Source organism: Halogeometricum pallidum JCM 14848 (assembly GCF_000337095.1).
GTDB lineage: Archaea > Halobacteriota > Halobacteria > Halobacteriales > Haloferacaceae > Halogeometricum > Halogeometricum pallidum.
In genome coordinates this window covers 178,051-203,296 of record NZ_AOIV01000041.1, presented here as the reverse complement: position 1 = coordinate 203,296, position 25,246 = coordinate 178,051, and the positions used below count along the sequence as shown (strand labels likewise).

Below are 25,246 nucleotides of genomic sequence, written 5' to 3'. Positions count from 1 at the left end.
ATCAGAACACCAGCGACGCGCCGCGGAACGCGGCGAGGTAGGCCGCCGTCGCCGAGAGGAGGGCGATTCCGACGCGGTAGCCGACGAGCGTCCGGTCGAGGCCCCGGTCCAGCCCGGTCGAGAGGACGGTCAGCGCGGCGGCGAGAAAGAGGACGTAGCCGCCGACCGCCGCGCCGAGCAGTTCGGGGCCGAGCGTTCCCGCCGTCCCCGCCCCGCGTTCGGCGAGGGCGGCGTCGACCGACCCCATCCGGGCCGACATGGCGACGGTGGCGCCGCCGACGAGCGGTGCGAACAGGGCGGCGGTGTTCGACAGCGTCTCCGTCACCGCGGCGAGTTCGCACCGTGCCTCCGACTCGACCCGGCGGAGGTCGCGGAGGTGGTCCGCGCCGGCGACGAGGGCATCCCCGGCGGGTCGCCCCTCGTTCGCCGCAACGGACAGGAGAGCCGCGGCCCCCCGCGCCCGCGGACTCGGCACGTCGGTGAGGGCGCCGTGTTTTCCGAGAAACGCCTCCCGGACGCCAACGCGGAGGCGGCGGCGGACGCCGGCCGCCTCGGCGAACGTCTCGCCCGCCGGCGTCGAGAACGCCTCGGCCGCGGATTCGATGGCGGCCTCCACGGAGTCGCCCGCGTCGACGCGGCGGCCGACGAGCGAGAGCGTGTCGTCGAGTCCGGCCTCGACCGCCCGGGTGCGCGCTCGAACCCGCGCCATGGGACGGTAGCGCACGAGCAGCCCGGTTCCGAGACACGCGCCGACGGCCGTCGGCCAGTCGGCCCACGGAGCGACGGCGGACCCGACGAACCACCCGCCGACGCCGCAGACAGCGGCGGCGCCGACCGCCCGCGCGGGCGAGGACGGAACGTCCGGGTGATTCGCATCGACGCGCGGCGGCGCCAGCGCCACCGGTCGGCGGAGCAGTATCCACGCGCCCGCCGCCGCCAGCGAGGCCGGGAGCAGCAGGTCGTAGACGCCGACGAACAGCGCCGTCGGCACCGAGACGCCGCCGGCGCGGGCCGCCGGGAGGACGCCGACCAGCGCCAGCGGAAGCAGGACGCCGAAGGCGTAGACGCCCGTCGTCGGTCCGCGGACGTCCGACGCGAACGACGCGAGTTCGTCCCGGGTGCCGTCCAGCACGGCGTCGAGCGCGCGGTCGAGCGACCGCTCTCGGTCCGCGGGTCGGGCGTCCGCGGCCGCCGACAGCAGGGAGACGGCCCGGGCGAGTGCCGGGAACGCCTCGCCCCACTCCGCGGCGAACGACTCGAATCCCGTGTCGGGCGTGCCGCGGGCGCGGCGGACGTGCGCCGCGAGGCTGTCGGCCAGCGGTCCGTCGGCGGTGTGGGCGGCGAACGACGCGGCGCGCTCGGGGACGGGAGCGAGCCGCATCCGGAGCGTCGCGCGGCCGACCAGCGCCGTCGTCTCGCCCAGCGCGCGCGTCCGTCTGAGTCGGGCGGCGGCGGCCGGCAGCCGGTGTACCGCGTGCGTCCCCGCGAGTCCGACGGCGAGGCCGGCGCAGAGGCGGGCGGGGAGGGGGACGTCGGCGGGCGCGAGCGTCGAGAGGAGGAACGCCGCCAGCGAGAGCGGGAGACAGAGCCCGTATCCCGCGCGGACGACCGTCTCGGCGTCTACGTCGCAGCCGAGATACGAGAGCGCCCCACGGAGGTCGTCGCTCGGATCGACCGACCACGGGTACAGTCGCGCCAGCGCGGCGGCGACTCGGGAGGGGCCGATCATCGAGTCGCTCCGAAGTTGCCGCCGCGGTTCGGCAGGTCCTCGGGTCGCGTCCGGTCGGTCTCGGCGAGACGTTCGAGGTGCTCCTCGCGCCGTCGGAGGGCGGCCAGCACGTCGGCGTACGACTCGTCGTGCCGAGCGAGCGACGCCACGAGCGCGCTGTCACCGCGGGCGACGACGCCGGTTTCGCGGACGTCCTCGTCGGCGCGGTCGTACAGCGTCTCGAAGCGGAGCGCGCCGTCTCCCCGAGCGCCATCACCGCCCCGGCGGACCTCAGCGACGGCGTCGACCCGTCGTTCCGCGCCGTCGCGGGCGCAGACGACCACGACGTCCGTCGCCGCGAACGACGACTCGGGGACCGCGAGGTCGGAGACGACCCGTTCGCGGACGGCGGCGGGCGAGTCGCCGTGGATGGTCCCCAGGACGGCGTGCCCGTGCGCGCCGATGCGCATCGCCTCGTACAGCGCGCCGGCCTCCTCGCCGCGCACCTCCCCGACGACGAGGGCTCCGTCCCCGAGGCGGAGCGCGGTTCGGACGGCGTCCGTGGGGGAGAACGACGACGCCTCCCCGAGTTCGGTTCGGAGGGCCTGCACGTCGCGGCCGCCGTCTCTGAGCGCGTCGACCGGGAGTTCGGGCGTGTCCTCGACGGTGACGAGGCGCGTCGACGCCGGGAGTTCCCAGAGGAGTGCCGAGAGCAGCGTCGTCTTGCCCGCGCCGCGCGTCCCGGCGACGAGGCCGGTCGCGCCGCGTTCGGTCGCCACGGAGAGGAGCGCCGCCGTCTCGGCCGACAGCGTCCCGGCCGCGACGAGGCCGGGGAGCGTCCACGCGCGGTCGCCGTGCGCGCGGAAGGCGAAGCCGACGCCGTCGCTGGCGGGCGCAGTGACGCCCGCGACGCGGACACGGCCGTTCGGCGCGCGGATGGTCGCGTCGAGCGCGGGCGAGGCGCGCGAGAACCCGCGCCCGCTGGCGTGTCGGAACCGGGAGGCGAGGGCCGCCGCGCCGTCGGTCGTGAGGCGGACGTTCGTGGGGACGCGCTCGCCGTCGAGGGTGACGCGGACCGGGTTCGACTCGACGGGCGCGGAGGCGACCACGTCCGTCACGCGCGGGTCGGCGAACAGGTCGTCGAGGACGCCGTTACCGCGCGTGTGTCGGTCCAGCACGTCCGAGAGCGTCTCCACCGGGTCGCCGTCGGCGGCGACGTGTCGGACGGCCCGGCCGGGGGCGCGTTCGCCGCCGCCGCCGCCCCCGCGGGCGAGGCAGTCGTGCGCCGCGGCGAGCGTCGCCGTCGCGTCCGCGTCGAGGCCGTGCGAGACGGGCGTGAGGTGGTACAGTCGGTCGGCGCCGGCCTCCCGTCCGTCGGTTCGGTAGAGGCGAACCGTCGCGCCGGTGCCGAGTTCCCGGCGGTCGAGGAGCGTCGCGTCGGGCGGCGGACGGCGGACGACCCGCGACCGGGCGACGGACGGTCCGACGGAGCAGCGGAGCAGGTCCGCGTAGCCGTCTCCGCCTCCCCGGTCGGCGCGTTCGGCACCCGCGGCGAGGCCCGTCTCGGCGGCGATTCGCGCCACCGGACCCGCTCGACCGGTCGCCCGGCGGGCGGCCCCGACCGGGTCGCGCGTCGCGCGGTCGGCCAGCGATTCGTCGTGGAAGCGCGCGCGTTCGACGAACCGGCCGGCCGCGAGGAGGAGTCCCGCGGCGCCGTCGTCGTAGGCGCGTTCGAGTCCGTCGGCCCGCACCCGGACCGCGTCGGCGTCTCGCTCGGCGAGTGCGGTGACGACGGCGGCGCGACACGACGGGGCGCGCGCGAGGTCCCCCTCTCCGGGGCAGTCGTCGGCGGCGACGACGAGTTCCGTCCGGTCGGCTCCCCGGCCGACGGGCGTCTCGAACGAGTGGCGACACCGGCAGGCGTCCGTCTCCCCGGCGTCTCGGCCGCCGGCGACGACCGCGTTCGCGGCGGCCGCGAGGCCGGCGGCGAAGTCGAGTGACATGGGTCGGCTGGCCGCGTCCCGGTATAAGAAGCTCAGGTGCGACCGCCGCGTCCGACGACGAGTACCGGCCCGTCGGCCGTCGCCCGAAGCGACAGCGAGATCGTCCGCTCGCCGCGTCCGCGGAAGACGACCGGGCCGCGCGGCGTCCGCACGGGGACGGGAACGGAGAGCAGTCGCCGCACCTCGCCGCCGCCCTCGGTCGCGTAGGTCACGGCGCTTCGGTTCCCCGGGCCGCCCGGCGACCCGCCGACGGCGACGTACTCGACGGCCGCGGCGGTCCACGTCGGCTGCGGGAGCGAGAACGCGACCGTTCGCGTCGGCGCGACGGCGGTGCTCGGTGCGTCGTTTCCGACGGCGAGCGCCGACCCGGCCGCCGAGACCCGCGCTATCGAGGCGTCCAGCGCCGTCGCGGTCCGGTCGGCCCGCGCGTCCTCGACCGCCGGAAGCGACGCACCGAGCACCGCCGTCGCCAGCACCGCCGCGAGGACGACGCGAAGCACGTCACAGCGCCTCGCGGAGACGCGCGGCGAGAGAGGCCGCGGAATCCTCTCTCTCCGCTTCGACGGCGTCGACGGCGGACGAGCGGTCGTCGCGTACGTCGTCCCCGTCGGGGAGGCGTTCCACGACGAGGCCGTCCGTCTCTCGGTCGGTCCTCGCCCGTTCGGCCGCCGCGAGAGCGAGGTTCGCGCGCCGTTCGACGGACTCGTTCACCGCCTCGACGCCGCCGAGCAGTCCGCGGACGGCGTCGAGTTCGGCGGCCAGTTCCTCCACCCGACGTTCGAGTCGGCGGACGGCGTCCCCGTCGGCGGCGACGGCGTCGGACCGTTCGGACTCCGCGCCCGGCGCGTCGGGAACGTTCAACGCGCCCGAGAGGTCCGAGTCGTCGGGGTCGGTAGAGGCGGGTTCCCGTTCGGCGGCGGATCCGGGGGCGGTGCGCGTCTCGTCGGTCAGCGCGCGTTCGACGGCGTCGAGGCGGGCGGCGAGCGTCGCGGTGTCGGTCCGGTCGTTCGGCATGGGACGGCTGGCCCCGTCATGTCACATAAAGAATTGGTGGGGAAAGTTGAAGGTCCGTACTCTCCACTCGGTGGTATGAAGACCGTCCTGATAGGGGTCGGACAGGCCGGGGGGAAACTCACCCGCGCGCTGGTCGACTTCGACGAGCGAATGGAGTTCGGCGCGATTCTCGGCGCCGTCGGCGTGAACTCGGCGAAGGCCGACCTCAGCGACCTCCCCTTCGAGACCGTCCTCGTCGGTCAGGACCGCGTGAAGGGACACGGGGTCGGCGGCGACAACGAACTCGGCGCGGCCGTGATGGACGCGGACAGGCGGGAGGTGCTGTCCGCCCTCGACGGCAGCGTCACCGCCGAGGCCGACGCCGTCTTCGTCGTCGCCGGTCTCGGCGGGGGAACGGGGAGCGGCGGCGCGCCGGTCCTCGTGCGCGAACTCAAGCGGATATACGACGTGCCCGTCTACGCGCTGGGCGTCCTCCCCGGGCGGAACGAGGGGGCGATGTACCAGGTGAACGCGGGCCGGTCTCTGAAGACCGTCGCCCGCGAGGCGGACTCGCTGCTGCTCGTCGACAACGACGCCTTCCGAAGCTCCGGCGAGAGCGTCGAACAGGGCTTCGACGCCATCAACGACGCAATCGCACAACGCGTCGGTCTGTTGTTCGCCTCCGGAGAGGCCGTCGGGGGCGTCGCCGAGAGCGTCGTCGACTCCTCGGAGGTCATCAACACGCTCCGCTCGGGCGGTATCGCCGCGCTGGGCTACGCCGCCGCCGAGTCGGCCGAGGACGCCGAAGGTAACATCAACACCGTGATGAGCACCACGCGGCGCGCCCTCCTCACGGGGACGAGCCTCCCCGAGGCGTCGAAGTCCGACGCCGCCCTTCTCGTCGTCGCCGGCGAACCGGACAAGATTCCCCGCAAGGGCGTCGAACGCGCCCGCCGGTGGGTCGAAGAGGAGACGGGCAGCCAGCAGGTCCGCGGCGGCGACTTCCCGCTGCAGTCCGGCCGCATCGCCTCGCTCATCCTCCTCGGTGGCGTCGAGCGCTCCGACCGCCTCGAAGCGTTCATGCAACGCGCGCGGGACGCCGCGAAGGAGGCCGACGGGACCGAAGAGCGCGAGGACCCCACCGACATGTGGAGCACCGACCAACTCGACGACCTCATCTGAGCCGTCGGCCCCGACCGAATCGACCGAATGTAGCGCTGATAAGATTCTTTTGTCCAGTGCGGTCAGTTATATCGCATCAACGGGGCCAGTCCACGGGAGCTCCGGAATATTTAGTTTTGTCTGCAAAGAGTTCATGTGGGTGGAACTCGTAATACGGTGGCGTGTTACCAAACATCGATGTAGACGAACGATGTCATCGACGACCGATCACCGTTCGGGACCCCACGGGACGGCCGTGTCCGTAGACGGATCCGGCCCGCTTCGGCGGAGCATCGAAGTCGAATACTGGGTCGTCGACGAGGAGGGTCGCCTCGTCGAACCGGGCGGACTCGTCGGAACGACCGAAGGGGCCGAACGCGAGTTCGTCGAGCCCATCCTCGAGGTGAAGACGACGCCCTGCGAGACGACGGCGGAACTGCGCGGGGAACTGTACGAACGACTCGAGACGGTTCTCCGGCGCGCCGACGAACTCGGCAAGGGTCTCGTTCCGCTCGCGACGCCGATGAGCGAGGAAGTCATCGGGGAACTGGACGGCGAGCGGACGCGGATTCAGAACCGCGTCGTCGGCGACGACTTCCGGTACGTGAGACACTGCGCGGGGACGCACATCCACGTCGAGCAGCGTCCGGGGCGCGAAATCGACCAGCTGAACGCGCTCGTCGCCGCGGACCCCGCGCTGGCGCTCGCGAACACGTCGCCGTACTTCGACGGGCGGCGGTTGGCCGCGGGCGCGCGGTCGAAGCTGTACCGACGGATGGCGTACGACGACGTACCGCATCAGGGGGGGCTGTGGCGCTACGCGGACGACACCCGCGAGTGGTCGCGGCGGCTCGAACGCCGCTTCGAGGAGTTCGTGACCGCCGCCGTGAACGCCGGCGTCGACCGGACGGCCGTCGAATCGAACTTCGACCCCGAGAGCGCCGTCTGGACGCCCGTCCAACTCCGAGAGTGCTTCTCGACCGTCGAGTGGCGCTCACCGGACAACGCGCTCCCGAGCGAGGTGCTCCGGTTGGCCGACGACGTGGCCGGATTCGTCGAACGCCTCGACGGCGCCGAACTCCGAATCGAGGGCGAGACGGGTCGCGCGACGGAGGAGACGGTGGTCCTCCCGGAGTTCGACGCCGTCTTGAGGTACGTCGACGCCGCCATCGAGGAGGGGTTGGAGTCCGAGGACGTCCGGTCGTACCTCGACCGGATGGGGTTCGACGTCGACGCCTACAGCCCCGTCACGCACGATATAGACGGTCGGGAGTCGATTTCCCCGGAGGAGGCGCGCGAACTCCGACTCGAACACGCCGAACGCCTCGAACGCGACGTTCGGGGCGCGGAGCGGCGGAGCGCTCGGGAGGCGCCGAGCCTGCGGGAGCGGACGGACTGACGGCTGAACCGAAAGCGGCGTCGGAAAAATCGTGAGAGCGAGACGCGAGCGGTCGGAACGGCGGCGTTACTGCGTGAGCAGGCTGGCGCCGTCGAAGTCGGTGCGGCTGTAGTCGACCTCCATCAGGTCGAGGATGGTCGGCGCGATGTCGAACAGGTCGGCGTCCTCGATGGCCGCGTCGGGGTCGTCGACGAACAGCGACGCGTTGTCGAAGCTGTGCATCCCGTTTCGGGGGCCCTGTCCGAACACGTCGTCGGCGCCTTTGAACCCGGACTTCAGGTCGAAGCCGTGGTTCGGGACGACGACGAGGTCCGGGGCGATGTCGTCGTGGTCGCCGCGGAACGCCTCCTCCTTCTCGACGACGCGGTCCGCGACCTTCCGCCCGTTGGGGCCTTCGAGGTTCTCGAGCATCTCCTTCAGTTCGTCGCGGCGTTCGTCGTACTCGTCCTCGGGGACGGCGCCGCGCGGTTCGCGGCCCTCCAGGTTGATGTAGAAGCGGCCGGGGATGAGCGAGTACGCGAGCGTGTCGTCGGAGATGTCGTCCAGTTGCTCGTGGTCGTCGTCGTCGTACGAGAGCCACCCCTCCTCTTCGAGGAGCGCGTTGCAGTGGACCTCGTAGTCGAGCGAGGTGAAGCCGTGGTCGGAGGCGACGACGAGCGTCACGTCGTCGGCGACCGTCTCTCGGATCTCGCCGAGGTAGTCGTCCACCTTGCGGTAGAACTCCATGAACTTCTCTTTATCCGGCGTCCCGTCTTCGTAGTCTTTGAACAGGAAGTGATTGACCCGGTCGGTCGTCATGAACACGCCGAAAAAGAGGTCCCAGTCGTCCTGTTCGAGATAGTGCGTGAACGCCTCGAAACGCTTGTCGACGGTCTTGTGGGCGTTCTCGACGAACTCGGTCTTGTCGTCTTTGTGCCCGAGTTTCGCGTTCGTGTCGATGATGTAGCCCATCGAGTCGAGGTAGTCGCGGAACTCGTCGGGGTAGGCGGCCTTGTCGACGCTGGGCGAGAGGAATCCCGAGACCATGCGCTGGACGTTCCGCTGCGGCGGGAACGTCACGGGGACGTTCATCACCGTCGCCTTGCGTCCGCTGTCGGTCACGCGGTCCCAGAGGCGGGTCGCCTGCACGTCGCGCCCCATCGGGACGTACGTGTCGTACGAGCCGTTCTCGCGGTCCTGAAAGCCGTACACCCCGGTCTCCCCGGGGTTGACACCCGTCGTGAGCGAGGGCCAACACGCCGAGGACTCCGGCGGCACGATACTCTCTATCGCGCCGGCGCTACCCGCGTCCGCGAGGGCCGCCATGTTGGGGAACTCGTCGGGGTTGTCGGCGAGGAGACTAAAGGGAACGCCGTCGATTCCGATGAAGGCGACACGCGGGTCGTCTTGCCCGCGTAGTCGGTCGAACAAACCCATACCACTCCTTCCGCGGAGACGCCATAAGAAGGTTCTTCTACGTCCGAACGTCTGCCGGTGACTGCGACGCAGCGGGAACGGTCGACTGGGCGGCGGCGAAGCGAATCGGGCCGGGGAACCACCGGAGCGGTCGAATCGGAGCCAACCGGGCCGGAGCGACGGCGGCCGTCGCTCGGGGCGAAGGAGCGAAGTGTCGCCCGTCCGTACTCGGCGACGACAACCGTGAAGGAGTTCGAGCGAAAGCAGTTGCTGGAACGGGTTAACCGCGAGAGCGCGACGGTGGGCGTGGACATCCCCGACGCCGTCGACGTGCAGGGCGAGGAGGTCGAACTGCGCGATTTCGTTTTCGAGATAAAGCGACGCGACACGATTCCGGAGGGCGAACGCGAAGGGGTCGAGACGGCGAAGCGGAACCTCCGGCGCGAACGCCTCGAACGACTCCAGCGCATCGAGGACAACGAGGTGAGCTACGAGGAGGGCGAGCGACTGGCCGAGAGCATCGTCGGCATCGACCGGGCGCTGAACGCCCTCGAGCAGTTGCGCCCGGCCGACCTCGAACAGGAGGCGCAGTTGCAGGAGGCGCAGGACCAGAAGCGCTGGATGAACTTCCTGAAGCAGGCGCTCGGCCGCGACAGCGGCGGCGCGAGCCGAGGGGGGAGGTGATGAGCCGAAACGACGAGGTGGCGTCGCTGTTCGAGGAGTTCGCCGACCTCTTGGAGGCCAAAGACGTCTCCTACAAGCCGAACACGTACCGCCGCGCCGCCGAGAATATCCGGGCGCACGCCCGACCCGTCGAGGAACTCGCCGCGGAGGGGCAAGAGGCCGTCGGGGAGATTCAGGGCGTCGGCGAGGCCATCTCCTCGAAGGTGGTCGAGTACTTCGAGACCGGCGAGATAGCGGAGTTAGAGGAGCTCCGAGCGGAACTCCCCGTCGACATGGCGGCGCTGACGAGCGTCGAAGGCGTCGGTCCGAAGACGGTCGCCTCGCTGTACGAGGCGCTCGGAATCACCACGCTCGACGAACTCGAAGCCGCCGCCGAGGAGGGGCGGATACGCGAGGTGAAGGGGTTCGGTCCGAAGACGGAGGAGAACATCCGGGAGAACGTGCCGTTCGCCCGGCGCGCCCAGGAACGCGAACGCCTCGGCGACGCCCGACCGCTCGCAGACGACGCGCTGGCGTACCTCCGCGCAGACGGCGCGGTGGAACGGGCGGACGTCGCCGGGTCGATTCGGCGCTGGCGCGACACCATCGGAGACGTGGACGTTCTCGTCGCCAGCGAGGAGGCGGCGGCGGTGGTCGACGCGTTCGTCGACTGGCCGGCGGCGAACGACGTCATCGAGGCCGGGGAGTCGAAGGCGAGCGTCCGGTCGAACGGCATCCGCGTCGACCTGCGCGTCGTCGTTCCCGAGGAGTTCGGCGCCGCCCTCCAGTATTTCACCGGGAACAGAGAGCACAACCGGCGGGTCCGGAACGTCGCCATCGAACGGGGGCTGAAGATGAACGAGTACGGCGTGTTCGACGTCTCGGACGTGGCGGACCCCGACGCCGGTCAGCGCGTCGGCGAGCGAGTCGCCGGCGAGACGGAGGATTCGATGTACGCCGCCGTCGACCTCCCGCCGATACCGCCGGAACTCCGCGAGGACGCCGGCGAAATCGAGGCCGCCGAGGAGGGGACGCTCCCGACGCTGGTCGAATCGGGGGACGTGCGCGGCGACTTGCACACCCACACCGACTGGTCCGACGGCCGCTACCCCCTCGAGGAGATGGTCGCCGCCGCCGAGGAGCGAGGCTACGACTACTACGCCGTCACCGACCACGCCACCGGGCCCGGCATGGTCGGCGGCGTCGGCCTCTCGGACGACGAACTCCGCGAACAGGCGGACGCGGTCGAGGGGGCGGCCGCCGACGCGGACCTCGAACTCCTCCACGGCGTCGAGGCGAACGTCGACGCCGAGGGCGGAATCTCCGTCGGCGACGACGTGCTGGCCGAACTCGACGTGGTCGTCGCCTCGCCGCACGCGGCCCTCGGGCAGGACCGCGAGACGGCGACTGAGCGGCTCGTGAGAGCCGTCGAGCATCCTTCGGTCGACGTCCTCGGTCACCCCACCGGCCGCCTCATCAACGAGCGACCCGGCCTCGGCGTCGACCTCGAACGGGTCGCGGAGGCCGCCGCGGCGAACGACACGGCTCTCGAAATCAACGCCGACCCGGCCCGACTCGACCTGCGCGGCGAACTCGCGCGCGTCGCTATCGACGCGGGGGCGACCGTCATCACGAACACCGACGCGCACGCCCCCGGAAGCCTCGACTACGTGCGATACGGCGTCCACACCGCCCGACGCGGGTGGTGCGAGGCCGACGACCTGCTGAACGCGCGGGCGGTCGAGGACCTGCGCTCGTTCCTCCACTGATGTCCGACCCGTCCGCGGGCGAGGGCGGAAGCGGCGCCGAGGGCGCCGACGTTTCCGGCGTCGACGCCGACATCGACTCGCTCCTCCTCGATTCGATGCTCGGAAAACTAGCTACGTACCTGCGGATGTGCGGCTACGACGCCGCCTACGTCCTCGACGACGGCCCGGACCCCGGCGACGACGCCGTCCTCGACTGGGCGCGCGAGGAGGGCCGAACGCTGGTGACCCGCGACCGACGCCTCGCCGCACGCGCCGATCGGAGCGTCCTCCTCTCCTCGAAGGCGGTGACCGACCAACTCGCCGAGTTCGCGGCGGCGGGCTACCCCGTCGAACTCGGCGACCGGCCGACGCGGTGCGGGTCGTGCAACGCCCCGGTCGCCCCCGTCGATGCCGGGGAGTCGGTTCCGGACTACGCGCCCGACCCCGCGGAACGACCGCTCTGGCGGTGCCGGGACTGCGAGCAGGTGTTCTGGCGGGGGAGCCACTGGACGGACGTGGCGGAGCGACTGGACGCCGTCGGGTGAACGCGAAGGCGAATGGCGGAAGAGAAGAGAGGGCGGGTTACCGCTCGCTCCGCGACGTCCAGCGGTCGCAGGCCTCCATGTCGTCCATGAGTTCCTCGTGATAGCCGCAGTACGGCACGATGCCGTCGTCGGTGCGGACGTAGTCGAAGTGCGCACAGTTGCCGCAGTAGACGTCCGCCGGCCGCGACGACTGGGACCGAGGCTGCGACCGGTCGGACGGAGAACGGGGTCCCTGCGACCCCTCCGGACTCCGCGTTCCGCCCGTCCCCCGCGGCGAGGTGATGGGTTCGGGGTCCGTGCCGCCGTCGGAGACGGTGCCCGTCTCCGTCGCCCGCTTGTCCCGCGCCGTCTGCGTCTCCGCCTCCGAGTCGGGCGTGCCGCCGAGAAAGCCGATGCCGCCGAGGCCGCGCGAGCGGTCGACTTCCACGTACCGCGTCTCGCCCTTCTTCGTCACCTGCACCGTGGCGGTGCCGCCCGGCGCGTTTCGCGTCTTGAAGTTGGCGACGCCGACGAACAGACACCAGAACGTCGTCAGCGCGCCGAGGAAGTAGATGCCTACCGTCAGAAGCGTCAGGTCCCCGTACCCGGCGGGGCACCCCGTCGCCCCGGACCACCGGCAGGGGTACGCGTACCGGAACAGTGCGACGCCTACCAAGGCGATGCCCGCGCCGACGACGGCCGCGGCTTTCGTGAGTCGACTCGACGGGGTGACCGCGAAGATACCGAGGAACACCATCGGCACGCCGACGCCGGCGAGGATGCCGCCGAGTTCGCGGACCCCCCCGAGCGTCATGCTGCCGAGGAGCAGGTCCGTCGTGGCANGACCGCGAAGATACCGAGGAACACCATCGGCACGCCGACGCCGGCGAGGATGCCGCCGAGTTCGCGGACCCCCCCGAGCGTCATGCTGCCGAGGAGCAGGTCCGTCGTGGCGACGACGATTCCCGCGACGACGAGAGCGACGCCGACGAGGAACACCCCCAGTCCGAGCGACAGTCGCCGGAGGCTCGGCCCCGCGCGTTCTCCGGTGTGATAAGCCTCCGAGAGACTGGTCATGCGCGTGTGTATAGTCCCCGCACACAAAACGGTGCGTCAGACGCTCGTGTGACACCTGTCTTCACTCCGCAACCTCACGGCATCTGATTTGTAGAGCCGTTCGACTGTCGGGGGCCGGCGCGGGGTGTCGCGGGAGTGCGACCGTGTCGAAGGGATTATTGCCGGCGGTGGCAAAGCGCACGATATGGCAGACGAGGACGAGGACGAAAACGAGGGACCCGTCGTCGAACTCGGCGAGGAGACGCCCGTCGAGGGCCAACCGCTCGCCCGGGTCGCCTCGCGGTTGACGTGGCCGCGCGAGAGATCACGCCTCCTCGACAAGGAGGGAGACGCCGTCATCCGGACGCCGTCGGGCCCGCAGACGCTCTCGGACGTGCTGGACGACGTCGACGTCTCCTACTTCGAGACGCGAAAGGAGTTCGTCGACGAGATTGAGTCCGTCGTCGGGAACGGTCCCGTCGAGACGAAGCGGAAGACGACGTAGGCGGTCGAAGGGCGTTCTCGGTGTTCGGCGTCTCGCGGCTTCGCGATTCGGTGGCCGACCTCTCGTGGCTTCAAAAGTCGCTACTGACTGGACTGTTTCTCGCCCTGCTGTGGGGAACGTGGACCGTGCCGCCGTCGAACCTCACCTACCGGGCGTTCCGCGACGCCGTCGTCTTCATCGTCTTCCCCGTCGCCCTCGCAATCACCCACGGCCGCAACCTCGGGTGGCGGGTGAACCGACGCGCCCTCCGCAACACGCTTCTCGTCTCGGCGTTCGTCCTCCCGTTCTACGTCGTCGGGTCGTCGCTCCCGAGCGTCAGGGCGTACTACCCCATGTGGCAGACCAGCCTCGCCCTCGGGGAGTTCGTCCCGCACGCCCTCCAGCAGTTGCTCGTCGTCGTCGCCGCGGAGACGTACTACCGCGGCCTGCTGTGCGTCGGCGTGAGCGAGGAGTTCGGATTCAAGAGCGTCTTCATCAGCCCCGTCGTCTACGCGCTTCACCACGTCGGCAAGCCGCCCATCGAACTCGTCCTCTCGGCGCCGACGGACGTGCTGTTCGGCGCCGTCGACTACGACAGCGACTCTATTCTCCCCTCCATCGTCGCGCACGGCCTCGGTCTCGCACTGCTCGATTGGTTGGTCCTGCACGACCCGCTCATCCCCACGGAGACGGTGGTCGGATGGCTCCGCTGGCTTCCGATTCCGCTCTGAACCGTCGGGTCGTGCGCGGGACGGACACTCCCGTAGCTTTTCCCCCGACGGCGCCGTAGCCGGAGGCGATGACGCTCCCAATCGACCCCGAGGCGCTCTCGGACGGCGACATCGGCGAGAAGCGAGCGACGCTCCGGATGGACCACGAGGACGCGATAGAACACGTCCGCGAGACGTTCGTCGACGCCGGATTCGGCGTCCCCGTCGAGTTCTCACCCTCCGAGTTGCTCAACGAGAAAGTCGAGGCCGACAGGGACCCCTACTACGTCCTCGGCGCCTGCAACCCCACTATCGCCGACAGGGTTCTCGACGCCTCCGAGAAGCGGATGGGCGGACTGTTCCCCTGCAACGTCATCGTCTGGGAGGAGGAACCGGGCGTCCAGACGGTGTACCACGTGAGCATCATGCGCATCGGTCGCCTCGTCGGCCTCGCTCCCGACGACGAGGAGATGGACGACATCATCGCCGAGACGGGACGACTCGCCGACGAGGCGTTCTCGAACCTCGACGGGGAGTAAGCCGGCCTCGCTCGTCGACGTCTTCCGCGGCGGTCAGACGCGTTCTTCGAGTCGTTCGAGCGAGTCCGCGATGCGGTTCGTGTCCTCTCGAATCTGGTAGACGAAGTAAGCGATCGCGAGGAGGGCGCTGACGGGCACGAGCGCGAACAGGCCGTAGAGGATGAAAGCGAGCAGCGCTCCGGCGCCGCCGGGGAAGCCGACCTGAAGGACGAGCGTGAACATACCGGCGAGAGCGGCGGGCATCGGAAAAGGCGTTCGTCTACGAGTAGTCGCCGAGGCTCGTCTGGAGTCCCGACGCCATCGTCGACTTCCGCCGGAGGTCGTTCGTCGAGACGGGGAGGTACTCCGTCACCTGCCGGACCGCCGCGGCGAACGTCTCGGCGGTGGCCGACTCGCCCTCGAAGGCGTCCCTGACCGACTCGCGGACCTGCCAGACGCCCGCCGGTCCCCAGTAATCGTCGGAGACGTGTCTGAGGACGAGCACCTTCGCTTGCCTGTCCCGCCGGTCGAGATACTCCAACGCGCCGAGGCGGGAGGCGTGGTACGCGCCCGCCGTCTCCTCGACGTATCCCGTGCGGCCCTCGAATCCCTCGCCGTCGGCCGCCAGCCACATCCCCGCCTCGGGGTCGGGGTTCCAGACGCTGCCCGGGGCCTTCATCTCGACCAACTCGAACTCCCAGTCGCCGGGGGCGAGAATCACCCAGAAGGCGTTGCCGAGGAACTCGTTGCGGTGAATCTCCACCCCGTCGACGCTCGGGTTGGTCCGGATTCTTCCTCGTAAGAACTGCCCGATAGTGTCGTCGACGGCCGTGATGGACCACCGCGTAGGGACGAGTCTTCGATTCTCCCCCTGTCCCAGCGCCCCCGCCGAGAGGATGGTGTTGATGTCGTACACGTCGAACCCCCGGCGATACAGGTAGTTCATCGCCCCTTGTGCGTTCCAGTCGTCGTCCTCCAGCGTCTTCTGGACGGGCCGGGGGACGTGCGGGTTCTCCGCTAAGTCGGCGGACCTCGCTCGGGCGCGCGGGCCGGTGGGCGTGGCGATGTCGTCGCGCCCCACGTCGAAGTCCACGTCCGGGCGGCCGTCGAGACCGATTTCGACGCTCACCGGTCGGTCGGCGATGGCGACCTCCCGCTGGACGCCGAGGAAGCCGTCCCACGCGTCGTTCACGTTCTGCACCTCCGTCGGCCGGTTCGAGTTCAGGAGGCTCGTGCGGCGCCGGAACACGTCCTCGATGGAGACGCCCTCCTCGTACCACCCGGCGGACGTCTCGTACCTCGCGGCGTCGTCCTCGCGGCCGACGGGAGAGAGGATGCCCGTCGAGACGTTCGGGTAGTTCGACGCGCCGACGAAGATGGACGGCGAGACGCTCCCGAACAGCGAGTCGCCCTGCACCGTCTCCTCGAAGCGGTGCTGGAAGTCCTCCAAGTGCTCGAGGATGTCGTAGGACTTCTCCTGGGCGAGGCGGCGTCGCTTCGCGCGTTCGGACTCCGCCGCGATGTCCATGTACTCGTCGAGGCGCATCTGGTCGACGTTTCTAGCCGCGCGACCCGCTTGAACCTGTCGCGGACGGGCCGAACGCGGAGAATCGAAGTAAATCGGGACCGCACGGAATCGCTCGTTCGCGAGCGTCCGTCGCCGCCGAGAACGGTCGGGGTCGGCGACGCGTCGTCGGAACGGGACGGGTCCTCAGCCGTGGATGCCCATCGCCTCTATCTGCTCTTGGTACCGGTTCCGGATGGTGACCTCGGTCACCTGCGCTACGTCTGCAACCTCTCGTTGGGTCTTCTTCTCGTTACAGAGCAGGGAGGCGGCGTAGATGGCGGCTGCGGCGTACCCCGTCGGGGACTTCCCCGAGAGCAGACCCTTCTCCGCCGTCGTCTCGATTATCTCGTTGGCCTTCGACTGCACCTCCTTCGAGAGTTCGAGTTCCGAGGAGAACCGCGGGACGTACTTCTTCGGGTCGACGGGCTTCATCTCCAGCCCGAGTTCCTGGGAGATGTAGCGGTACGTCCGTCCAATCTCTTTTCGCTCGACCCGGGAGACGTCGGAAATCTCTTCGAGCGAGCGCGGGATGCCCTCCTTCCGGCAGGCGGCGTAGAGGGCGGAGGTGGCGACGCCCTCGATGGAGCGCCCCCGAATCAGGTCCTCGTTCAGCGCGCGGCGGTAGATGACCGAGGCGACCTCCCGTACGGACCGCGGGACGCCGAGGGCGGAGGCCATCCGGTCGATTTCCGAGAGCGCGAACTGGAGGTTCCGCTCGCCCGCGTCCTTCGTCCGGATGCGCTCTTGCCACTTGCGGAGGCGGTGCATCTGCGAGCGCTTCCGCGAGGAGATAGAGCGCCCGTAGGCGTCTTTGTCCTTCCAGTCGATGGTCGTCGTCAGTCCCTTGTCGTGCATCGTCTGCGTCGTCGGCGCGCCGACGCGGGACTTCGACTGGCGCTCGGAGTGGTTGAACGCCCGCCACTCCGGGCCGGGGTCTATCTGTTCTTCCTCGACGACGATGCCGGTCGGTTCGTGGATGAGTTCCCCGTCGCCGGTCCGGACGAGGTCCTCCTCGTCCATGTCCTCGAAGTCGATGTCGTCCTCGTTCTCCTCTTCCGTCTGCTCTTCAGCGGCGCCCTCGTCCCGACGCTCGCGGTTCCATCGTACTCGATCACCGTCTCGCTCCCGCTGGCGAGTAGGCCGTGTCATCGCATTTTTATACTCGGTATCGCGTCAAAGTTAAATCCTTGGACGAATCGGCAGGCGGAGAGAACGCCCCCCCGAGGCCCGTCAGCGGCGGATTCGGACCGCGAAAATCGCCTCACCGGTCGACCACGAGAACGCCGTCTTCGTACCGGTATCCCAGCGACCGGAACGCTTCCCTCGCGCGCCCGACGTCCACGTCGCCGTCGCTCCCGAGGAAGGGGGTGACCGGGTTGCCGTCGGTCCACTCGAACGCCTCCGGGTACCAGCGGGTGTCCCAGAGCGGACCGACCGCGGGCCGCCCGTAGCCGTCGAATATCGCCTCCACGACGCGCTCGGAGTCGAAGAGTCGCGCGAGCGTGCGGCGGAACCGAGGGTCCGAGAGGTGGGGCCGGCGGGCGTTGTAGCCGACGATGTAGGGGGACGGCGAGCGGTCGACGAGGAGTTCGAGGGCGTCCGAGCGGCCGATTCGGGGGACGGCGTCGGCGCCGACCGGCGTCCCCGTCGCGTCCGCCTCGCCGCCGGCGACCGTTTCGACGGCCGTGATCCCGGTGCCGACGACCCGGACGGAGAACCGCTCGAAGGGGACGCCGCCGACCCGTCGGGCCAACGTCTCGGGGGGGGCCTCCCCGGTCAGGAAGTGGTCGTCGAAGCGTTCGAGCACTACCTCCTCGCCCGGCGTGTTCCCGGAGAACCGGAGCGGACCGCTCCCGACGGGGGGGACGTTGTCCGCCGTCAGCGCCTCGGTCGTCGGGTCCGCCTCGCCCTCCCGGGAGACCGAGGCGGTCCGCTCGCGCCAGACGTGTTCGGGGAGGACCGGGACGGTGAACGCGTGGACGGCGACGCTCGGCACGCACTCGACGAATCGGAACACCGCCGTCGTCTCGTCCTCGGCGACCACCTCGTCGACGAGGCTGGTCAATCCGCGGTATCGCGGGGCGGGAACCGGGTCGTCGCCGTCGCCCGCGCCCTCCCCGAGCGTCGTGTCCGAGAGCAACTCGAAGGTGAACGCCACGTCCGCGGCGGTGAACGGTTCCCCGTCGTGCCACGTCGTCCCCTCGCGGAGTCGCACGCGGCCGACCGGGGCGTCGTCGTCGGAGAGCGTCCACGAGTCGGCGCGCCACGGTTCGACGCCCTCGCCGGTGGCGTACCCGAGCGGGTCGTACAACAGTCCCGTGAGGACGCCGTCGCTCCGGTGTGCGACCGACAGGGGGTTGAGGTTCGCCGTCCGCCGTTCGTCGGTCGCCGCCAGTCGGAGGGTGTCGTCGCGGCGCCGGCCGCCGGCGCGCGATTCGGTCGTCCCCGTCGTCCGCTCCAGCGACAGGTAGCCGAGGGGGGACCGGAGGTCGACCCCCCGCCACCCCGTGTACGCCGTCCGCCGGGCCGCCCTGACGTCGTCGGGGACGCCGAGCAGCGTGAACGGTTGCGTCCGGGCGACGGTCGACTGCAGTTCCCGCACCAATCGCAGGCGTCGCCGTCCGGACGCCCGTCGCTGCGCGTCGAGTCGTTCGTCCACGCGGTCGTTCTCGTAGCCGAACGGGTTCTGCCAACCGGGCCCGTCGACGAACCGGGAGTGCAACAACGGGTAGAGGGCGTCCGGCCGCCGGAACTGCGAGGGGAGGCGCGCCACGAACAGGTCGAACTCCTCGCGGAGCAGCGCGCGGCGGTACAGTTCCTCTTCGGCCATCGGGACGACGGTGGCCCCGACGCCGGCGGCCCGGAGCCACTCCGCGACCTGGCGGGCGATGCGGCGGGCGTACGGGTCGGTGTCGCGCGGGAGGGTCGCGACGCGCACTCGCACTCGCCGGGGCGCGTCCCCGTCGACGAACCGCCGCACTCGCCGGAGACACCCGCCGGTGAACGCGGCCGCCCCGCCCGCCGCGGCCAACAGCGCCCGGCGTCGGACCGCCGGCATCGACGACTCCGTCATCGGCCCGGAACGTTCAGCTCCTCCGTCCATAGGCGTTGTGACCCCCCCGAGCATCCCGTCGCCGGAACCGTCATCGGAACCACCACCGCGAGAACCGGCCGAACGGGTCGTCGACGCCGACGGCGCCGGTCCCGGTGGCGGCGTCGGCGTCAGCGTCAGCGTCGAGTCGGAGCATGGCGGCCAAGCCGACGAGGGTGACGACCACCGCGAACGACCCGGCGACGACGTTGCCGAGCATCCAATCGTAGTAGAGGCCGTAGAGTCGCACGGTGAACGGGGCGAACAGCCGGATAGCGCCGGTGAGGTAGTCGGCGACGAGGTGGGAACCGTAACCGAGGGCCGCCGCCCGCCAGTGGCCGACGCGGTGGGCGGCGCCAACGAACAGGAGGAGGGCCAGGAGGGAGTGCGTGATGCCGCGGTGCGTCCAGAGGGGGCCCGAGAGGTAGCCGGCGTAGACGAACGGCGTGAACAGGTACTTGTCCAGGTCCGGGACGCTGGCGGCCAGGATGGCGACGAGGTAGGGTTCCGCCCGTCGGGTGCGCAGCACCGAGACGACGAGAGAGACGCCGAGCAGGACGTGGACGCCGTCGGCGACCACGGTCACCACCTCCCGGACGTCGTCCGCGAGGGAGTCTCCGGCGGGCGGGAAGACCTACGCGCGACAGTGACGACGGCTGTCTCGTCGGTCATGGTTGAGGACTGTCACGGGTTCACATAACAATTCTGACCGAGCGGGTCGACCGACCCGCCCGACGAAGAGCGAATCCGCTTTAGGGGCGCCGTCGAAGGGACGGGTATGCCGACAGCAGACTGCGACCCCGAGGAGGCCCGACGGCGACTGGAGGAGGCGGGGGTCAGCGTCGAGGAGGGGAACACGGAGTACGAACGCTGGCGCGCCTCCCGCGGCGGCGCCAACGCCGTCGCCTACGACGACAAGGTCGTCGTCCAGGGCGCGCGTCCGACCGACCTCCTGGCGCTTCTCAGGAAGTCGGGCGGGCGAGCGCACGTCTACTTCGACGGCGCGAGTCGCGGCAACCCCGGTCCCGCGGCGGTCGGATGGGCCATCGTGAACTCCGACGGCATCGTCGGCGAGGGCTCCGAGACCATCGGCGAGACGACGAACAACCGCGCCGAGTACGAGGCGCTCATCCGGGGACTGGAGGCCGCCGCGGAGTTCGGCTTCGAGGAGGTGGACGTGCGCGGCGACTCCGAACTGATCGTCAAGCAGGTCCGCGGGGAGTACGACGCGAACAACCCGGAACTCCGCGAACGCCGGGTCCGGGTCCGCGAACTGCTCGAACGGTTCGACCGCTGGACGCTCGAACACGTCCCGAGGGAGATAAACGACCGCGCCGACTCCTTGGCGAACGAGGCCCTCGACCATGCCTGAAGAGACCGACCGCGGCGAGGAGAACAGCGTGTCAGAGGCGGCCGACCGCGGTGCGCCGGTCGCCGGGGGAGACGAGGCGGGCGAACTGCCCGAGGCGGCGGTCGACGCCGCGGAGCGACTCACGCGACTCGCGCGGGACGCCGTCGACGGGAACGAGGCGGCCGCCTACCGGGAGCGACGCGACGACGTCCTCGCGGACCACGAGTTCAGAGCGCGCGTCCGGGACGCCGACGAGACGTTGGTGCTCCACCCCGCCGAGTGGATGGCGGGCGACACCGTCCGGACCGACCGCATCGACGACACCGACCGCGCGTACGAGATTCCGCTGACGGGCGCGGACGTAGACGGCGACTGGGACGCCGTCGAGGAACACAACGCCGACCTCGTCGACGCCGTCGAGGCCGAACACGGCGCCGTCCACGCGGCGAACGCCCGCGTCTTCGCGGACTTCATGGGTAATCACTACGTGCGCCGGATGGACACCGCCTCGCGCGCCGAGGTGGAGGAGTTCCTGAGCGAGTACTATCCGCGCAACGCCTGGCCGTCAAAAAAGCAGGAGTCGATCGTCCGCGACAGCGTCGAACTCGTGTTCGAGGTCGCCGAAGCGGACGTGCCCGAGTTCTGAAGAACTCTTTCCCTTCGGTCGCCGCTACAGGTTGGCGTCGATGAGTTCGCGAACCTCGTCGGCGCGCGTCTCGTCGGTGACGAACTTATCGAGCATCCACGCGAAGCGATCGAGCACCGCGTCGTGGCCCTTCTCGGTCAGTTCGTACTGGTTCGTCCGCTTGTCCAGTTCGCTCTTCTCGACGAGTCCCATCTCGACTAAGTCGTCGAGGTTCGGGTACAGGCGCCCGTGGTTGACCTCGGTCCCGTAGTAGTCTTCGAGGTTTCGTTTGATCGCGAGTCCGTACATCGGTTCCTCGGCCAGAATGACGAGGATATTCTGCTGGAACGCGGTCAGATCGCGAGCCAGTCCGGAGCTGTCAACTGTTTGTGCCTCTGACATAGTTGCAAAAATGTCACCTAACTACTTAACCCTTCTCAACTGACGCTTTGGTTCGCCGATTACAACAGGGTGCTTCGAAGAAGAACTCGGGAGTACGGTGTACAGATATGTACTCAAACGCCTACGGACGGCTGTTTGGAGTCTGACAATCCGGACAACCGATACTCCGGAAATAATCTTGGGAGAATATCTATTTTAGGTGGCACGGTGATATCGGTGGAAACGGTCCCGGTCGGGTCGTGTTCGGTCCGGCCGTCGGACGCTTCGAAATGCGAAAGGACTTTTTCCGCCTTGTCCGACGGGAGAGACGCATGACTAACCTCTGGGAAGACATCGAGACCGGTCCCGACGCGCCCGACGTGGTCTACGCGGTCGTGGAGTGTCTGAAGGGCGAACGCAACAAGTACGAGTACGACAAGGATATCCCCGGCGTCGTCCTCGACCGCGTCCTCCACTCGAACGTCCACTACCCCTCCGATTACGGCTTCATGCCGCAGACGTACTACGACGACGAGGACCCCTTCGACGTCCTCGTCCTCGTCGAGGATCAGACGTTCCCGGGGTGCATCATCGAGGCCCGCCCCGTCGCCCTGATGGGCATGGACGACGACGGCGAGAAGGACGACAAGGTCATCGCCGTCCCCACCGAGGACCCGCGCTACGACGACGTGCAGGACCTCGACGACCTCAGCGAACAGCAGAAGCGCGAGATAGCCGAGTTCTTCGAGACGTACAAGAACTTAGAGAAGGGCAAGGAAGTGGAGACCCTGGGCTGGGAGGACGCCGACGCCGCGAAGGACGCCATCGAACACGCGATGGACCTCTACGAAGAGAACTTCGCGTAACGCCCGACGGAGCCGTTTTCCGCTCCGCTCGCATGTCCGCGAGTTATCACGGCGCACGCCGCCAATGAATTATGCGCATGGGTAATTTTTAGACCCTCACGTTCGTAGATGCACGTAGAGATGGCAGCGAAACAATCCACCTTCGGCATCGCGCACGCGACGGTCGTTCCGCGCAACTTCGACCCCGAGAGTGCGGACGCTGACGACGCAGACGGGGAAGGCGCCGTCGAGGCGGGCAAGGACGGCGACGGGACGGCGTAGCGTGCGCAGTCCCCAACCGTTTTCGGACGCCTGCTCGACCGGACCGAACGCTCGGACACCCGCGTAGGGTCCGCTTTCCGCCGCCCGAGCGGGGTTAGTAACCGCCGAACGAGGGGAACCCCTTTTAGCCACCGACGATTAGCCCCTGCAATGGCTACGTGCGACAAGTGCGGGAAGCACGAGAACCTCCCGTATCAGTGTCGGCGCTGCGGGCGGACGTTCTGCACGGAACATCGGTTACCGGAGAACCACGACTGCCCGGGACTCTCGGAGTGGAACGACCCCTCCGGCGTGTTCGACAGCGGCTTCGACGACTCGGTGAACCAGGGGGGACGGACGAAGGGGGCGCTCGACCGCCTCACCGGCACGGGTGGCCCGATGAGCTACGTCCGCGGGAACATGTCCTACGTGTTCCTCGGCCTCATGTGGATTACCTTCGCCCTCCAGTACTTCCTCTTCCCGGTGCTCGGCTTCGGTCCGCGGACCGAACTCTGGCAGACCGTGTTCGTCCTCCGACCGGGACACATCGGCTACGTCTGGACGTGGCTCACCTCGATGTTCGCCCACGGCGGTTTCACGCACATCGCGTTCAACAGCATCGCGCTGTACTTCTTCGGCCCGGTGGTCGAACGCTACATCAACACCAAGCGGTTCGTCCTCCTGTTCTTCGCCGCGGGCATCCTCGCGGGCCTCGCGCAGGTGACGAGCACGCTCCTGACCGTCGGGGCGGTCGGTGCGGGCGTCGTCGGCGCCTCGGGCGCCATCATGGGCGTCCTCGGCGTGCTCACGATTCTGAACCCGAGCCTCAGAGTGTACCTCTACTTCGTCATCCCGATGCCGCTGTGGGTGCTGACGTTCGGCTTCGCCGCGTTCAGCATCGTCGCCGGGTTCGGCGTCAGCGGCGGCGTCGGCGCCCTGGGCGGCAACGTCGCCCACCTCGCCCACCTCGCGGGACTGGTGGTCGGTCTGCTCTACGGCGTCCGTATCAAACGGGAGGTCAGAACGCCCGAGTCGCTCCAGTTCGGCCGCGGCGGCGGCGGCATGGGCGGACCGGGAGGGCGGTTCTGAACCGTGCGCCCGGCCAACCCCGAGTTCCTCCCCGACCCGGCGCTCGACCGCGGGGAGATGGAGGACCTCCAGTTCGAGGTGGCCGACGCCGCCGACTGGACCGACGCGTTCGACTTCGACCCCGCGAACGTCTCGCTGGGCACCGAGGCGTCGCTGACGGGCGAGAGGCCCCTCGTCGCCGGCGTCGACCAGGCGTTCCTCGGCGAGGAGGCGGTCAGCGCTATCGTGCTCATGCGCGGCGGCGAAGTGGTCGAGCGCGTCCACGCGGTGACGGACCTCGATATCCCGTACATTCCGGGGCTGCTGTCGTTCCGCGAGGGCGGCCCCATCGTCGCCGCCTTCGAGCAACTGTCGTCGGACCCGGACCTCGTCGTCTTCGACGGCAGCGGTCGCATCCACTTCCGACAGGCGGGCCTCGCCACGCACCTCGGCGTCGTCTTCGACGTGCCGAGCGTCGGCGTGGCGAAGAACCTGCTGTGCGGGCGCACGGCCGAAGACGTTGACGGGCGGCCCGAGGGCTGGCGGACCGACGTAGTGGCCGATAGCTCCGTCGAGAACGCCGCGCCCGAGGATCGAATCGGGCACGCCTACCAGTCCCGGCAGTACGACTCCGAACCGATAATCAACCCGCTGTACGTCAGCCCGGGCCACCGCGTGTCGGTGCCGACGGCAACGGAACTCGTCTCGCGGCTCTGCGGCGGATACAAGCTCCCCGAACCGACTCGCGAGGCCGACGCTTACGCCGACGAGGCGAAGGGCGAGTACGCTTAACGGGGCGACGCGACTGAAGAACTATTAACTCGACGCGGGGAGAGTGCGTGAACGTGCATCCGAAGACGGTCCTCATCACTGGCTGTTCGTCCGGTATCGGCCGCGCCGCAGCGCTGTCGTTTCTGGAGGAAGACTGGCGCGTCTACGCGACGGCCCGCAACCCCGCCGACATCGAGACGCTGGGGGAGAAGGGCTGCGAGTTAGCGACGCTCGACGTGACAGAACAGGACGACGTCGACCGCGTGGTCGACCGCATCGTCGAGGAGGAGGGTCACCTCACCTGTCTCGTCAACAACGCGGGGTACGGGCAGTTCGGCCCCCTCGAAGACGTGCCGACCGAACAGGTTCACCGCCAGTTCGAGGTGAATGTCTACGGGCCGCACCGCCTCGTCCGCGCGGTGTTGCCCCACATGCGCCGGCAGGAGGAGGGGACCATCGTCAACGTCTCCAGCGTCGCCGGGCGCATCTCCTTCCCCGGCGGCGGCGTCTACTCGGGGTCGAAGTTCGCCCTCGGCGCGATGACCGACGCCCTGCGCAACGAGGTGGCCGAGTACGGCGTCGACGCCGTACTCGTCGAACCCGGTCCGGTGGCGACGAACTTCTCCGAACGCGCCGCCGAACAGGTCGACGGGACGAACGAGATTCCCGGCATCGAGCGCTCCGGAGCGTACGAGTCGTGGTACGACATCTTCGAGGACTCGCAGGTGCTCGGCGGCGCCGGCCCGGCGGCCATCCCGCCCGAACGCGTCGCCGAGGACATCGTGGACGCCGCCTCCTCGACGAAACCGCGGTCGCGCTACTTCCCGGGCACGCCGGCCCGCGTCGCTGCCCTCGCGCGGTACCTGCCGAACTCGTGGGTCGACACGGCGTACTCGTACCTCAGAAAACTCGCGTGAGGCCCCG

Annotated in this window: 26 protein-coding genes and 1 pseudogene; 15 read left to right on the top strand and 12 right to left on the bottom strand. The window is 69.6% G+C overall.

The features are described 5' to 3' along the window. Position 1: 1 nt before the first annotated feature. From C474_RS17310 to C474_RS17295, 4 genes are read right to left on the bottom strand one after another with little or no spacing between them, the layout of a single operon-like run. On the bottom strand, positions 2-1,729 hold the full coding sequence (locus tag C474_RS17310; RefSeq protein WP_008389148.1) for a hypothetical protein: 1,728 nt from the start codon (positions 1,727-1,729) through the stop codon (positions 2-4). After that, complete coding sequence (locus tag C474_RS17305) at positions 1,726-3,711, bottom strand: type II/IV secretion system ATPase subunit (RefSeq protein WP_008389147.1); 1,986 nt, start codon at positions 3,709-3,711, stop codon at positions 1,726-1,728. The genes C474_RS17310 and C474_RS17305 overlap by 4 nt, the downstream gene beginning before the upstream one ends. 32 nt (positions 3,712-3,743) lie before the next feature. After that, a complete protein-coding gene (locus C474_RS17300) occupies positions 3,744-4,211 on the bottom strand; it encodes a DUF7311 family protein (RefSeq protein ID WP_008389146.1) in 468 nt (155 codons plus the stop codon). 1 nt (position 4,212) lies between these two features. After that, positions 4,213-4,725, bottom strand: coding sequence for a DUF7310 family coiled-coil domain-containing protein (locus C474_RS17295; RefSeq protein WP_008389145.1), 513 nt, complete (start codon positions 4,723-4,725; stop codon positions 4,213-4,215). A 75-nt stretch (positions 4,726-4,800) separates the two neighbouring features. Between C474_RS17295 and C474_RS17290 the strand changes: the two genes are divergently transcribed. Both C474_RS17290 and C474_RS17285 read left to right on the top strand, forming a co-directional pair. Beyond that, positions 4,801-5,886, top strand: a complete 1,086-nt coding sequence (locus C474_RS17290; protein WP_008389143.1) for a tubulin/FtsZ family protein — start codon at positions 4,801-4,803, stop codon at positions 5,884-5,886. Positions 5,887-6,076: 190 nt separating this feature from the next. Further along, on the top strand, positions 6,077-7,264 hold the full coding sequence (locus C474_RS17285) for a glutamate-cysteine ligase family protein (protein WP_008389141.1): 1,188 nt from the start codon (positions 6,077-6,079) through the stop codon (positions 7,262-7,264). Positions 7,265-7,330: 66 nt separating this feature from the next. Here C474_RS17285 and C474_RS17280 read toward each other — a convergent pair whose 3' ends face one another. Next, positions 7,331-8,680: an alkaline phosphatase family protein gene (locus C474_RS17280; protein WP_008389140.1), complete on the bottom strand. Its 1,350-nt coding sequence runs from the start codon at positions 8,678-8,680 to the stop codon at positions 7,331-7,333. A 222-nt stretch (positions 8,681-8,902) separates the two neighbouring features. On the opposite strand from C474_RS17280, the gene C474_RS17275 reads away from it, so the two are divergent. The 3 genes from C474_RS17275 to C474_RS17265 are packed head-to-tail and all read left to right on the top strand — an operon-like array spanning position 8,903 to position 11,615. Further along, positions 8,903-9,343 (top strand): DUF5788 family protein, encoded by a 441-nt coding sequence (locus tag C474_RS17275; protein WP_008389138.1) that lies wholly within the window; start codon positions 8,903-8,905, stop codon positions 9,341-9,343. Continuing rightward, a complete protein-coding gene (gene polX, locus C474_RS17270; RefSeq protein WP_008389137.1) occupies positions 9,343-11,091 on the top strand; it encodes a DNA polymerase/3'-5' exonuclease PolX in 1,749 nt (582 codons plus the stop codon). Before C474_RS17275 ends, polX begins: the two co-directional genes overlap by 1 nt. After that, positions 11,091-11,615 (top strand): DUF5615 family PIN-like protein, encoded by a 525-nt coding sequence (locus C474_RS17265; protein ID WP_008389135.1) that lies wholly within the window; start codon positions 11,091-11,093, stop codon positions 11,613-11,615. Before polX ends, C474_RS17265 begins: the two co-directional genes overlap by 1 nt. A gap of 37 nt (positions 11,616-11,652) precedes the next feature. Here the strand turns inward: C474_RS17265 and C474_RS17260 are convergent. Further along, a pseudogene (locus tag C474_RS17260) lies at positions 11,653-12,671 on the bottom strand (DUF7139 domain-containing protein). A gap of 184 nt (positions 12,672-12,855) precedes the next feature. Between C474_RS17260 and C474_RS17255 the strand changes: the two are divergent. The 3 genes from C474_RS17255 to C474_RS17245 all read left to right on the top strand — a co-directional run bounded on the left by C474_RS17255 (position 12,856) and on the right by C474_RS17245 (position 14,383). Then, on the top strand, positions 12,856-13,155 hold the full coding sequence (locus C474_RS17255) for a DUF5789 family protein (protein WP_008389133.1): 300 nt from the start codon (positions 12,856-12,858) through the stop codon (positions 13,153-13,155). Positions 13,156-13,175: 20 nt separating this feature from the next. Beyond that, positions 13,176-13,865 carry a CPBP family glutamic-type intramembrane protease gene (locus C474_RS17250; RefSeq protein WP_008389131.1) on the top strand — a complete coding sequence of 230 codons (690 nt, stop codon included), beginning with the start codon at positions 13,176-13,178 and terminating at the stop codon, positions 13,863-13,865. A 68-nt stretch (positions 13,866-13,933) separates the two neighbouring features. Then, positions 13,934-14,383, top strand: coding sequence for a DUF302 domain-containing protein (locus C474_RS17245; RefSeq protein ID WP_008389128.1), 450 nt, complete (start codon positions 13,934-13,936; stop codon positions 14,381-14,383). 33 nt (positions 14,384-14,416) lie between these two features. Here the strand turns inward: C474_RS17245 and C474_RS17240 are convergent, their stop codons facing one another. From C474_RS17240 to C474_RS17220, 5 genes are all read right to left on the bottom strand, one after another. Then, entirely contained in the window at positions 14,417-14,605 is a 189-nt protein-coding gene (locus C474_RS17240; protein ID WP_152421701.1) for a hypothetical protein, read from the bottom strand. A gap of 37 nt (positions 14,606-14,642) precedes the next feature. After that, on the bottom strand, positions 14,643-15,908 hold the full coding sequence (nreA, locus tag C474_RS17235; protein WP_008389124.1) for a DNA repair protein NreA: 1,266 nt from the start codon (positions 15,906-15,908) through the stop codon (positions 14,643-14,645). Positions 15,909-16,073: 165 nt separating this feature from the next. After that, the gene (locus tag C474_RS17230) at positions 16,074-17,078 is read right to left on the bottom strand and encodes a transcription initiation factor IIB (RefSeq protein ID WP_008389122.1); all 1,005 of its coding nucleotides are present in this window, start codon (positions 17,076-17,078) and stop codon (positions 16,074-16,076) included. Positions 17,079-17,190: 112 nt separating this feature from the next. Continuing rightward, positions 17,191-19,002: an ABC transporter substrate-binding protein gene (locus C474_RS17225; RefSeq protein WP_008389120.1), complete on the bottom strand. Its 1,812-nt coding sequence runs from the start codon at positions 19,000-19,002 to the stop codon at positions 17,191-17,193. A gap of 70 nt (positions 19,003-19,072) precedes the next feature. Continuing rightward, positions 19,073-19,609 (bottom strand): metal-dependent hydrolase, encoded by a 537-nt coding sequence (locus C474_RS17220; RefSeq protein WP_085944960.1) that lies wholly within the window; start codon positions 19,607-19,609, stop codon positions 19,073-19,075. A 189-nt stretch (positions 19,610-19,798) separates the two neighbouring features. Between C474_RS17220 and rnhA the strand changes: the two genes are divergently transcribed. After that, positions 19,799-20,392: a ribonuclease HI gene (gene rnhA / locus C474_RS17215; protein WP_008389118.1), complete on the top strand. Its 594-nt coding sequence runs from the start codon at positions 19,799-19,801 to the stop codon at positions 20,390-20,392. Beyond that, positions 20,385-21,017 carry a DUF7108 family protein gene (locus tag C474_RS17210; RefSeq protein ID WP_008389117.1) on the top strand — a complete coding sequence of 211 codons (633 nt, stop codon included), beginning with the start codon at positions 20,385-20,387 and terminating at the stop codon, positions 21,015-21,017. The genes rnhA and C474_RS17210 overlap by 8 nt, the downstream gene beginning before the upstream one ends. A 24-nt stretch (positions 21,018-21,041) precedes the next feature. Here C474_RS17210 and C474_RS17205 read toward each other — a convergent pair whose 3' ends face one another. Next, on the bottom strand, positions 21,042-21,398 hold the full coding sequence (locus tag C474_RS17205; protein WP_008389116.1) for a PadR family transcriptional regulator: 357 nt from the start codon (positions 21,396-21,398) through the stop codon (positions 21,042-21,044). A gap of 311 nt (positions 21,399-21,709) precedes the next feature. Between C474_RS17205 and C474_RS17200 the strand changes: the two genes are divergently transcribed. The 5 genes from C474_RS17200 to C474_RS17185 all read left to right on the top strand — a co-directional run bounded on the left by C474_RS17200 (position 21,710) and on the right by C474_RS17185 (position 25,239). Continuing rightward, positions 21,710-22,243: an inorganic diphosphatase gene (locus C474_RS17200; RefSeq protein ID WP_008389115.1), complete on the top strand. Its 534-nt coding sequence runs from the start codon at positions 21,710-21,712 to the stop codon at positions 22,241-22,243. Between the two features lie 120 nt (positions 22,244-22,363). Continuing rightward, the gene (locus tag C474_RS22715; protein WP_169330572.1) at positions 22,364-22,504 is read left to right on the top strand and encodes a hypothetical protein; all 141 of its coding nucleotides are present in this window, start codon (positions 22,364-22,366) and stop codon (positions 22,502-22,504) included. Between the two features lie 150 nt (positions 22,505-22,654). Then, positions 22,655-23,572 (top strand): rhomboid family intramembrane serine protease, encoded by a 918-nt coding sequence (locus C474_RS17195; protein WP_008389114.1) that lies wholly within the window; start codon positions 22,655-22,657, stop codon positions 23,570-23,572. 3 nt (positions 23,573-23,575) lie between these two features. Then, positions 23,576-24,343, top strand: coding sequence for an endonuclease V (locus C474_RS17190; RefSeq protein ID WP_008389113.1), 768 nt, complete (start codon positions 23,576-23,578; stop codon positions 24,341-24,343). A 53-nt stretch (positions 24,344-24,396) separates the two neighbouring features. After that, the gene (locus C474_RS17185) at positions 24,397-25,239 is read left to right on the top strand and encodes an SDR family oxidoreductase (RefSeq protein WP_049917143.1); all 843 of its coding nucleotides are present in this window, start codon (positions 24,397-24,399) and stop codon (positions 25,237-25,239) included. Positions 25,240-25,246 lie beyond the last annotated feature (7 nt).